Origin of the sequence: Streptomyces katrae (assembly GCF_000966975.1) — a bacterium.
Lineage (GTDB): Bacteria > Actinomycetota > Actinomycetes > Streptomycetales > Streptomycetaceae > Streptomyces > Streptomyces katrae.
This window is the reverse complement of the sequence record NZ_JZWV01000066.1, coordinates 19,261-29,747: the sequence shown is the minus strand read 5'-3', so window position 1 is coordinate 29,747 and position 10,487 is coordinate 19,261. Positions and strand designations below refer to the sequence as shown.

The 10,487-nt window shown below is 69.6% G+C and carries 9 protein-coding genes, 1 pseudogene and 1 riboswitch; of the genes and pseudogenes, 5 read left to right on the top strand and 5 right to left on the bottom strand.

Annotation, left to right across the window (positions count from 1 at the left end; all coding sequences use genetic code 11):
- A partial coding sequence (locus tag VR44_RS03690; protein ID WP_045945894.1) for a glucosamine-6-phosphate deaminase occupies positions 1-607 on the top strand: 607 nt, incomplete at its 5' end.
- 81 nt (positions 608-688) lie between these two features.
- Here VR44_RS03690 and VR44_RS03685 read toward each other — a convergent pair.
- From VR44_RS03685 to VR44_RS03670, 4 genes and pseudogenes are all read right to left on the bottom strand, one after another.
- A pseudogene (locus tag VR44_RS03685) lies at positions 689-2,158 on the bottom strand (glycoside hydrolase family 3 protein).
- 5 nt (positions 2,159-2,163) lie between these two features.
- A complete protein-coding gene (locus tag VR44_RS03680; RefSeq protein WP_211275013.1) occupies positions 2,164-3,000 on the bottom strand; it encodes a carbohydrate ABC transporter permease in 837 nt (278 codons plus the stop codon).
- 35 nt (positions 3,001-3,035) lie between these two features.
- The gene (locus VR44_RS03675) at positions 3,036-4,055 is read right to left on the bottom strand and encodes a carbohydrate ABC transporter permease (protein WP_045945893.1); all 1,020 of its coding nucleotides are present in this window, start codon (positions 4,053-4,055) and stop codon (positions 3,036-3,038) included.
- A gap of 129 nt (positions 4,056-4,184) precedes the next feature.
- Entirely contained in the window at positions 4,185-5,471 is a 1,287-nt protein-coding gene (locus tag VR44_RS03670) for an extracellular solute-binding protein (protein WP_045945892.1), read from the bottom strand.
- A gap of 297 nt (positions 5,472-5,768) precedes the next feature.
- On the opposite strand from VR44_RS03670, the gene VR44_RS03665 reads away from it, so the two are divergent.
- The 3 genes from VR44_RS03665 (at position 5,769) to VR44_RS03655 (ending at position 9,064) form a co-directional block, all read left to right on the top strand.
- A complete protein-coding gene (locus tag VR44_RS03665) occupies positions 5,769-6,533 on the top strand; it encodes a GntR family transcriptional regulator (protein ID WP_045945891.1) in 765 nt (254 codons plus the stop codon).
- Between the two features lie 132 nt (positions 6,534-6,665).
- Positions 6,666-8,867, top strand: a complete 2,202-nt coding sequence (locus VR44_RS03660) for a carbon starvation CstA family protein (protein WP_045945896.1) — start codon at positions 6,666-6,668, stop codon at positions 8,865-8,867.
- Positions 8,864-9,064, top strand: coding sequence for a CstA-like transporter-associated (seleno)protein (locus VR44_RS03655; protein WP_045945890.1), 201 nt, complete (start codon positions 8,864-8,866; stop codon positions 9,062-9,064). The genes VR44_RS03660 and VR44_RS03655 overlap by 4 nt, the downstream gene beginning before the upstream one ends.
- A gap of 55 nt (positions 9,065-9,119) precedes the next feature.
- Here the strand turns inward: VR44_RS03655 and VR44_RS03650 are convergent, their stop codons facing one another.
- Positions 9,120-9,704 carry a Uma2 family endonuclease gene (locus VR44_RS03650; RefSeq protein ID WP_045945889.1) on the bottom strand — a complete coding sequence of 195 codons (585 nt, stop codon included), beginning with the start codon at positions 9,702-9,704 and terminating at the stop codon, positions 9,120-9,122.
- 76 nt (positions 9,705-9,780) lie between these two features.
- Between VR44_RS03650 and VR44_RS03645 the strand changes: the two genes are divergently transcribed.
- Positions 9,781-10,278 carry a GNAT family N-acetyltransferase gene (locus tag VR44_RS03645; protein WP_045945888.1) on the top strand — a complete coding sequence of 166 codons (498 nt, stop codon included), beginning with the start codon at positions 9,781-9,783 and terminating at the stop codon, positions 10,276-10,278.
- A gap of 65 nt (positions 10,279-10,343) precedes the next feature.
- Positions 10,344-10,467, top strand: a riboswitch (cobalamin riboswitch).
- Positions 10,468-10,487 lie beyond the last annotated feature (20 nt).

Here is a 10,487-nt window from a genome sequence, read left to right as displayed (position 1 = left end):
TGCCCGGATCTGCCAGCTCGACGAGTACGTCGGCCTGCCCGCCGGGCACCCGGAGTCCTACCGCGCGGTCGTGCTCCGCGAGGTCGTGGAGCCCCTGGGCCTGACCGAGGACTCCTTCATGGGCCCCGACGGCTCCGCCGCCGACGTCCAGGCGGCCTGCGAGGCGTACGACCAGGCCCTCGCCGAAGCCGGCGGGGTGGACCTCCAGCTGCTGGGCATCGGCACCGACGGGCACATCGGCTTCAACGAGCCCTGCTCCTCGCTGGCCTCCCGCACCCGTATCAAGACGCTGACGCAGCAGACCCGCGTGGACAATGCGCGCTTCTTCGACGACGACATAGCCCAGGTGCCGCACCACGTCATCACCCAGGGCATCGGCACCATCCTCGACGCCCGCCACCTGGTCCTGCTCGCCACCGGCGAGGGCAAGGCCGAGGCCGTCGCCCAGACCGTCGAGGGCCCGCTGTCGGCCCTGGTCCCGGCCTCCGCGCTGCAGCTGCACCGGCACGCGACCGTCGTCGTGGACGAGGCGGCCGCCTCCAAGCTGAAGCTGGCCGACTACTTCCGCCACACCTACGCCAACAAGCCGGTCTGGCAGGGCCTGTAAGAGCGCAGAGCCTGTCGCCGCAAGCGGAAAGGGCCGGGCCCCCCTCCTCGGGGGCCCGGCCCTTTCCGCTTGCCCGGTGGGCTACCGGGTCCCGGCGATCACCTCGGCCGCGGCCCGCCCGCAGACGCGCGCGGCGCCGTGCGTGGCGATGTGCAGCGACCCGCGCGGCTCGGCGCGCGGGAGGCCCATCTCCACGACCACGGTGTCCGGCCGCGCGGCGACCAGGGCGTCCAGCGCCTGCGTCATCCACGGGTGCCGGTGCGCGTCGCGGACCACCGCGACGACCGTGCGGTCCCCCGCGGCCGCCAGTACGTCCCCGGCGGCCGAACCCTCGGGGAAGACGCCCGAGACGGTCCCCGGGACCAGGGCGGCCAGCTCCTCGGCCACCCCCCAGGGGGTCTCGTCGCCGACCGCGATGTTCGCGACGGGTGCGAGCGTGGCGACGTACGGGGCGGCCACGGGGGCCGGGGTGCCCGACACGGCCAGGGCGCGCCGGGCCGCCTCCAGGCCGATGCCGGACGCGCGGCTCCCCTCCGGCTGCGCGTCCGGCCGGGCCCTGAGGGTCCATCCGGCGAGGGCGCGCACCCGGTCGGCGGCGTCGGCGAGCCGCTCCTCGGGCAGCGTGCCCTCGCGTACGGCGGCGACCAGCGCGTCGCGCAGACGCAGAGGCCTCCGCCGACGCAGATGGCGTCGGCGCCGGCCGCGATGGCGAGCACCGAGCCGCGCTCGATGCCGTACGTCCCGGCGATGGCGTTCATCTCCATGCCGTCGGTGACGATGAGGCCCTCGTAGCCGAGTTCCTTGCGCAGCAGACCGGTGAGGATCTGCGGGCTGAGGGTGGCGGGGCGGGTCGGGTCGAGGGCGGGCACCAGGATGTGGGCGCTCATGACGGCCTTGGTGCCGGCCTCGATGGCCGCCTTGAACGGGATCAGCTCGCGGGCCTGGAGGGTGTCCAGGTCCACGTCGATGCGGGGCAGCGCGTGGTGCGAGTCGACGTTGGTGTCCCCGTGGCCGGGGAAGTGCTTGGTGCAGGCGGCGACCCCGGCGGCCTGCATGCCCTCGACGTACGCCGCGGTGTGGCGGGCGGGCGGCGAGCGCGGTGTCGGCGCCGAGGGAGCGGACCCCGATGACCGGGTTGTCCGGGTTGGAGTTGACGTCGGCGGACGGGGCCCAGTTGAAGTTGACCCCGCACTCGGCGAGGCGGCGGCCCAGCTCGCGGGCGACCTCGCGGGTGAGTCCCGTGTCGTCGACGGCGCCGAGCGCCAGGTTGCCGGGGAAGGAGGAGCCGCCGCGGACCTCCAGGCGGGTGACGTCGCCGCCCTCCTCGTCGATGGCGACGAGGACCTCGTCCCGCTCCCGGCGCAGCTGCGCGGTGAGCGCGGCGAGCTGCTCGGGCGAGACGATGTTCCGGCCGAAGAGGCCGACGGAGGTGAGCCCCTCGCCGACGTGGCGCAGCAGCCAGGAGGGGGCGGTGGTGCCCTCGAAGCCGGGCTGGAGGACCGCGAGGGCGTCGCGGGTGAGGGTGTCCGTGTGGTGCGCAAGGATCGTCACGGCCGTTATCCCTTCACGGCGCCGGCGGTCATGCCGCCGACGGCCTTGCGCTGGAGGAAGATGAAGATCACCAGGACGGGGATCGCGAAGATCGAGGACGCGGCCATGGTGGCGCCCCAGTCGTTGCCGAAGGCGGTCTTGAACTGGGTCAGCCACAGCGGCAGGGTCTGGGCGGTCTTGTCCTTGTTGAGGATCAGGACCATCGCGAACTCGTTCCAGGCGGTGATGAAGCCGAAGAGCGAGGTGGACATCAGGCCGGGGGCCAGCAGCGGGAAGATCACCTTGCGGAAGGCCTGGCCGCGGGTGCAGCCGTCGATCTGGGCGGCCTCCTCCAGGGTCACCGGGACGGCGGCGATGAAGCCGCGCAGGGTCCAGATGGTGAAGGGGAGGACCATCACGAAGTAGATGGCGGTGAGCACGCCGAGGCTGTTCAGCATCTCGGCGTCACGCATGATCATGTACATCGCGATGACCATGACCTCCCAGGGGGCCATCTGGGCCATCATCACGCCGAGGACGAGGCCCTTGCGGCCCTTGAACTTCATGCGGGCGATCGCGAAGCTCGCGGCGAGGGCCACCAGCAGGGCGAGCAGGACGGCGCCGACCGTGACGACGAGGCTGTTGGTGACGTAGGTCCAGAAGTTCTCGACGCCGGTCGCCTTGGTGAAGTTGTCCAGGGTCGGCGTGAAGACGAAGACCGGGTCCTTGGTGAGGATCTCGCTGTTCGGCTTGAGGGCCGAGGAGAACATCCAGTAGACCGGGAAGACGAAGACCAGGGCCAGGAGCAGGGCGCCGAGGTTCTTGGCGACGGTCGCGGGGCGCAGGGGCCGGCGGGTGCGCAGCTGCTGGGCGGGTTCGTTCGGGGCGGTGGTGGTGCTCACTGCTCCTCCTCCTGCTTCAGGATCAGGCGGAAGTAGAAGGACATGACGACCAGCAGGATCAGGATCGTCAGGACGGAGATCGCCGCGGCGAGGCCGTAGTGGGCCTGGCTCTGGCCCTCGACGTAGGCGAAGACCGGGAGGATCTCGGAGGCGCGGTCCGGGCCGCCCTTGTTCATCGCGTAGACCTGGGTGAAGGCCTTGAAGACCCAGATCACCTCGAGGAACGTGGTGACCAGGAAGAAGGGCTTGAGGTTCGGGAAGACGACCTTCCAGAAGGTCTGCCAGCCGTTGGCGCCGTCCATGCGGGCGGCCTCGTACAGCTCGGCTCCGACGGTGGTGAGGCCGGCGTACATGTTGAGGGCGACGAAGGGGATGGAGCCCCAGACCACCAGGAGGGTGACGATCGTCAGGGTGGACAGGCCGGTCTCGAACCAGTTGTGCTGCTCGTAGCCGGAGAAGCCGAGGGTGCGCATGACCCAGTTCATGACGCCGAACTGCTCGTCGAACAGCCAGTAGAAGACCTGGACGGAGGCGACGATGGGCATGGCCCAGGCCATCACCAGCGCCATCGACAGGACCAGGCGCATCCACTTGCCCAGCCGGTTGAGCAGGATGCCGATGAGGCTGCCGATCACCATGATCAGGGCGACGTTGGCGAAGGTGAAGAGGAAGCTGCGGACGACGACGGTCCAGAAGTTGGAGTCGCCGATCAGCTGGGTGTAGTTGGCGAATCCCCCGAAGGGGTACTTCCGCTGGATGAACTCGATCTTGTTGATGTCCTGGAAGGACAGGATCACGTTCTTGATCAGCGGGTACAGCAGCAGGAGGGCCATGCTGGCCACGGCCGGCAGCACCAGCAGGTACGGCAGCCACCCCGAGGGGAGCTGCTTCCTGCCCCCGCGAGGAGGTGTGGGACGGGGGCCGGCTGCGGGGCTCTGCGCCTTCGGCCGTCCGGCGGACTGGTGTGGTGCGTCCTGTGGAGCGCTGGTCGTCGCTCCCTGGGAGTGCACGGTCATGGCTTGGCTTCCTCGCGGTTGACTGTGGAGTCAAATGCGCGACCGGGGGCGCGGCAGGCGGCCGGGGCCTGCCGCACCCCCCGGTGCGTTCACACTGCTGGGTCGTGCGGGTACTGCTGGGTGGGGTTGTTACTTGTTGATGCGGTTCGCGATTTCCTTGTCCGCCTCCGCGCCCGCCTTGGCGGCGTCCTCACCCTTCAGGACCTTGGTCATGAACTCCTTGATGGGGTTCGGCTCGGTCTCGACGTTCGCCCAGCCCGCGGTCACCGGGGTGATCTTGCCGTTGAGGCCGGCCTTGGCCATGGCCTCGGCGAAGGAGCCGGCGGCGGGGGTGAAGTTGGCGCCGACCTGGTTGGGCAGCAGGGCGCCCTTGACCTCGGTGGCGTACTTGGTCATCTGGTCCTTGCCCGTGGCGAGGGCCAGCCACTCCTTGGCGAGCTCCTTGTTCTTGGAGCGCTCGGCCACGGCGAGGTTGGAGCCGCCGAGGAAGACGGTGCCGGTCTTGTCGGCCGTCTTGCCCGGGATCGGGAAGTAGCCGAAGTCGGCGTCCTTGCCCGCGTCCTTCAGGGCCTTCTCGGCACCGCCGGCCTCCCAGCCGAGACCGATCCAGGAGGAGACACCGCCCTTGGGGATGATGTCGGTGGACTGCTGCGGGGTGGCCTCGTCCTTGTCCTTGGGGGCCGTGGAGTAGGACTGGAGCTTCTTGTAGAAGTCCATGGCGGCGGCGGCCTGCGGGGTGGCGAGCTGACCCTTCCACTTGCCGCCGTCCTTGACGGCGAGGTCGCCGCCCTCGTCCCAGATGAAGCCGGCGAGGATGTACCAGCTCTGGCCGGGGAGGTAGATCGGCTGCGCGGAGGGGTCGGAGGCCTTCAGCTTCTCCAGGCCGGCGATCCACTCGTCGCGGGTCTTCGGCGGGGTGACGCCGGCCTTCTCGTAGGCCTTCTTGTCGTAGACGACGACGCGGTTGGCGGCGTACCAGGGGGCGGAGTAGAGCTTGCCGTCGACCTCGGCGGAGGCGAGCATGCTCTTCTGCCAGGCGTCGGCGCCGAGCTGGGCCTTGTCCTTGGTCAGGTCGGCGAGGCCGCCCGTGACCGCGTAACCGGCGGTCTGGGTGTTGCCGAGCTCGATGACGTCCGGCGGGGTGTTCTCGGAGAGGGCCGTGGTGACCTTCTCCTGGATGCCGGTCCACTTCTGCTCTTCGACCTTCACCGTCACACCGGGGTGCTTGGCCGAAAACTCCTTGTTGACCTGCTCGATCCAGGCCTTCGGGGCGGATCCGTCCATCACCCAGACGGTGATCTCCTTGGCGCCACCCGACGCGTCGGACTTCGGCTTGTCGTCACCGCCGTTGCCGCACGCCGCGACACCGACCATCATTCCCACGACACCGACCGCCGCAATGAGCTTGCGCTTCACGCCACCCTCCTCAGGGATGCTGCTGCTGTGCACCTTCCCTCGCCCGCCGCGGTGACGTACGTACCAAGTACTGCCCGTGGGGCCGGGATCTGATCCATATTGGTGTAGACCAGTACCGGGAGCTTGGCCTAGACCTTTAGGGGTGTCAAGGGTCTAATGAGCGGGTGCTCGGTCCGTTACCGGACCGACACCTGGGGGAGGGAGGAGGCCTGCCCTCCCACCCGTGTCACCATGTGACCGCACATATCGGAGGAGCCGGTGACGGCAGCGAAACTGGAGTCGGGAAGGCGGGCGGCGATGTCCACCGAAGGGGCGACCACGGAGCCGGAAGGCGGGCCGGCCACTCGAACGGCGCGTGTGCCCAAGTACTACCGACTCAAGCGGCACTTGCTCGACATGACCGAAACGCTACCCCCCGGCACTCCAGTACCGCCGGAGCGGACCCTCGCCGCCGAGTTCGACACCTCCCGGACCACCGTCCGGCAGGCCCTGCAGGAACTCGTGGTCGAGGGCCGGCTGGAGCGCATCCAGGGCAAGGGCACCTTCGTCGCCAAGCCCAAGGTCTCCCAGCCCCTGCAACTGTCCTCCTACACCGAGGACATGCGCGCCCAGGGCCTGGAGCCGACCTCCCAGCTCCTCGACATCGGCTACGTGACCGCCGACGACACCCTCGCCGGCCTGCTCAAGATCGCCACCGGCGGGCGGGTGCTGCGCATCGAGCGCCTGCGCCTGGCCAGCGGCGAGCCGATGGCCATCGAGACCACGCACCTGTCGGCCAAGCGCTTCCCCGCGCTGCGCCGCTCGCTCGCCAAGTACACCTCCCTCTACACCGCCCTCGCCGAGGTGTACGACGTCCGGCTCGCGGAGGCCGAGGAGACCATCGAGACCTCCCTCGCCACCCCGCGCGAGGCCGGGCTGCTCGGCACGGACGTGGGCCTGCCGATGCTGATGCTCTCGCGGCACTCCCTGGACGCCGACGGAGAACCGGTCGAATGGGTGCGATCGGTATATCGCGGCGACCGTTATAAGTTCGTTGCCCGTCTTCAGCGACCTGCTGTGTGATCAACGGTTGACGTCACTTCGAACGCCGGTGGACGCTCGTACCGCTATGCGGACGGGGGCTTACGTCCACCGACAACCCCCCGTAGATTCCGTGCGCTTGAACGCAAAATGATCAACGAGGGGACGAGGATCATGCCGGAACCGGGAGCAACAGGGACACAGCGGACACCTACGGCGAGAGCCACCCCGCAGTCCGTCGCCGTATGGGTGCTCGTGGCCCTCATCGGGGCCGTCGGCTGGGGCGTGCTGGCGCTCTCGCGCGGTGAGGAGATCTCCGCGGCCTGGCTGCTCGCCGCCGCGCTGGGCTCGTACGCCATCGGCTACCGCTTCTACTCGCGGTTCATCGCGAACCGCGTGCTGAAGCTGGACGGCACCCGGGCCACCCCCGCCGAACGCCTCGACAACGGTGTCGACTTCCACCCCACCGACCGGCGCGTGCTCTTCGGCCACCACTTCGCCGCCGTCGCCGGCGCCGGCCCGCTCGTCGGCCCCGTGCTCGCCGCCCAGATGGGCTACCTGCCGGGCACCATCTGGATCGTCGCCGGCGTCATCTTCGCCGGCGCCGTCCAGGACATGGTGACGCTGTTCTTCTCCACCCGCCGCGACGGCCGCTCGCTGGGCCAGATGGCCCGCGACGAGATCGGCCCCGTCGGCGGGGCCGCCGCCCTGCTCGCCGTGTTCACCATCATGATCATCCTGCTGGCGGTGCTGGGCCTGGTCATCGTCAACGCCCTGGGGCACTCCCCCTGGGGCGTCTTCTCCATCGGCATGACCATCCCGATCGCCCTCTTCATGGGCGTCTACCTGCGCTACCTGCGCCCGGGCCGGGTCACCGAGGTCTCCGTCATCGGCGTCGCCCTGCTGCTCCTCGCCATCGTGGCGGGCGGCTGGGTCGCCGAGTCCTCCTGGGCCGACTTCTTCACCCTGGACAAGGAGACCCTCGTCCTCTGGATGATCGGGTACGGCTTCTTCGCCTCCGTCCTGCCGGTGTGGCTGCTGCTCGCCCCGCGCGACTACCTGTCCACCTTCATGAAGGTCGGCACGATCGCCCTGATGGCGGTCGGCGTGGTCATCGCCATGCCGACGCTGAAGATGCCCTCGGTCACCGACTTCGCCACGCGCGGCGACGGGCCGGTCTTCGCCGGGTCGATGTTCCCCTTCGTCTTCATCACCATCGCGTGCGGGGCCCTGTCCGGCTTCCACTCCCTGGTCGCCTCGGGCACCACCCCGAAGATGATCCAGAAGGAGACCCAGGTCCGGGTCATCGGCTACGGCGCGATGCTCACCGAGTCCTTCGTCGCCGTGATGGCCGTGATCGCCGCCTGCATCATCGAGCCGGGTCTGTTCTTCGGCGTCAACTCCCCCGCCGGGGTCATCGGCACCACCGTCCAGTCCGCCTCGGCGGCGGTCGGCCACTTCGGCTTCGCCATCTCCCCGGACGCCCTCGCACAGGCCGCCAAGGACGTCGAGGAGACCACCCTGCTGTCCCGTACGGGCGGCGCTCCGACGTTCGCGCTCGGGATGTCGGAGATCTTCTCCTCCGTGTTCGGCGGGGCCGGGATGAAGGCGTTCTGGTACCACTTCGCCATCATGTTCGAGGCCCTGTTCATCCTGACGACGGTGGACGCGGGCACCCGGGTCGGCCGCTTCATGCTCCAGGACACCCTGGGCAACGTGCACAAGTCCTTCAAGGACGTCAGCTGGAAGCCCGGCGTGTGGCTGGCCAGCGCGGTCGTCGTGGGCGGCTGGGGCTACTTCCTGTGGGTCGGCGTCAAGGACCCGCTGGGCGGCATCAATCAGCTCTTCCCGCTGTTCGGCATCGCGAACCAGCTCCTCGCGGCGGTCGCCCTGGCCGTGTGCACCACGCTGCTGGTCAAGTCGGGCCGCCTCAAGTGGGCCTGGGTCACGGCCGTCCCGCTGGCCTGGGACGTGGCCGTCACCCTCACCGCCAGCTACCAGAAGATCTTCTCGGACGACGTGAAGATCGGCTTCTTCGCGCAGCGCGACAAGTACCAGACGGGCATCGACGCCGGGAAGGTGCTGCCGCCGGCCAAGAACATGGACGAGATGCACACCGTGGTCACCAACGCCACGGTCGACGGGGTCCTCTCGGCCCTCTTCGCCGCCCTGATCATCATCGTCCTGCTGGACGCGGCCCGCACCTGCTTCAAGGCCGTCTCCGACCCCGGGGCCGTCCGCCTCTCGGAGGTCCCGTGGACCGAGTCGAAGATCATCGCCCCGGCGGGGCTGATCGCCACGGCCGAGGAGAAGGCCCAGCTCGCGGCGGCCGGCCTCGACGGGGGCGGCGGCCGCGTGAAGGACCCGGTCGCGTGAGCGGCGCGGTCCGGGGGGCGCTGGCGAAGGCGCGGTACTACGTACGGGAGTTCTCCGGCGAGGCCGCGTACGACCGCTACGTCGCCCACGCCCGCTCCCACGACCCCCAGGCCGAGGTCCTGACCCGCCGCGCCTTCGAACGGGCGCGGACGGACGCCCGCGAGGCGGACCCGCGGGAGGGCTTCCGCTGCTGCTGAGCGCATGACAGAGGCCCCGCCGGACCATCCGGCGGGGCCCTTCGCTTTCCGCGTGTCAGCGCACCCAGTCCTTGAGGGGCTCGGTCTGGAGGGTGATGCCGACGGGATCGGGAAGTTCGATGTCCTTGCCGAACGCCACGGTGCGGGTGTTCACATAGCGGCGGCCGTCCGGCTCACTGAACACGATGACGTCGCACGCCTCCCGGTCGATAAGCAGGTATACGGGGATACCGGTCTGCGCGTAGGCCAGGGGCTTCTCCACCCGGTCGCGCCGGTCGGTGTCATTGTCATACGAGGTGACCTCGACGACCATCAGGACCGGGGCGGGGTCAGCCCACTCCCCCTGGCCGACGAACGCGTCGTCGAGCGCGAGGGCTGCATCAGGACGTGCACGACCCGAACGGTAGTCCCCGACAGCCAGCCCCCGCTCCACGTGAAGCCACAGCTCAGGCCGGTGCTGCATGCAGATGCGGGCGAGCCACAGAACGATTCGGTCGTGATCTCCGTCGGGCACTGCCTTGCTCCTGATGACCCCGTCGATGAACTCCAGCCGCAGACCTTCGACCTCTCTGGCAGCTATCCGCGCCACGGCTTCGAAGTCCTCAGTCAGCAGGTGGGGATGTTCGGTCATGACGCTCATGCCTCGCTCGCCTTCCTCGACGGTTACTTCCGACGATAGCGCCGGGCGCCCACACACGTGACGCACACTCGGCGGCATGGACTTCGAGATCAGGACGGCAAGGGAAGACGAGTACGAGCGCCTCGGGGAGATCACCGGACAGGCCTACACCGGCGACGGGCTGCTCGACCTCAACGACGACGACCACTACCTGAACGTGCTCCGCGACGTGGCCGGGCGGGCCGCCGACGGGGAGGTGCTCGTCGCCGTGCGCGACGGGGAGGTGCTCGGCGGGGTGACCTTCGCCGCACCCGGCAGCCGGCTCGCCGACATCGCCGGGCCGCACGACGCCGAGTTCCGGATGCTCGCGGTGGCCGCCGGGGCGCGCGGGCAGGGCGTCGGGGAGGCACTCGTACGGGCCTGCGCCGAACGCGCCCGGGCCCTGGCCGGGGTCACCGCGCTGGTGCTCTCCACCCAGCCCGCCATGCGCGGGGCCCAACGGATCTACGAGCGGCTCGGGTTCGTCCGTACGCCCGAACTGGACTGGTCGCCCCTCCCCGCACTGACCCTGCTCACGTACCGAATGGAGCTGTGACAACACGCTCCGCATGCACCCGACACAACATGTGGGGGCCACCGCATCGGGTCGCCCCCACATGTATGCTCATGCCTGCTGCCGCCGCAGGGGAATCCGGTGGGAATCCGGAACTGTCCCGCAACGGTGTGACGTACGCCCACCGGCGTATCCGCGAGTCCGAAGACCTGTCGGCAGTGCCCCCGGATCGACCGACCCGGGGTGTCGAT

Excerpts from the sequence above, each read along its gene's own strand:
- VR44_RS03660 (WP_045945896.1), top strand. The coding sequence starts at position 6,666 with ATGCCGGAACCGGGAGCAACAGGGACACAGCGGACACCTACGGCGAGA.
- VR44_RS03675 (WP_045945893.1), bottom strand. The coding sequence starts at position 4,055 with ATGACCGTGCACTCCCAGGGAGCGACGACCAGCGCTCCACAGGACGCA.
- VR44_RS03645 (WP_045945888.1), top strand. The coding sequence starts at position 9,781 with ATGGACTTCGAGATCAGGACGGCAAGGGAAGACGAGTACGAGCGCCTC.
- VR44_RS03650 (WP_045945889.1), bottom strand. The coding sequence starts at position 9,704 with ATGAGCGTCATGACCGAACATCCCCACCTGCTGACTGAGGACTTCGAA.
- VR44_RS03665 (WP_045945891.1), top strand. The coding sequence starts at position 5,769 with ATGTCCACCGAAGGGGCGACCACGGAGCCGGAAGGCGGGCCGGCCACT.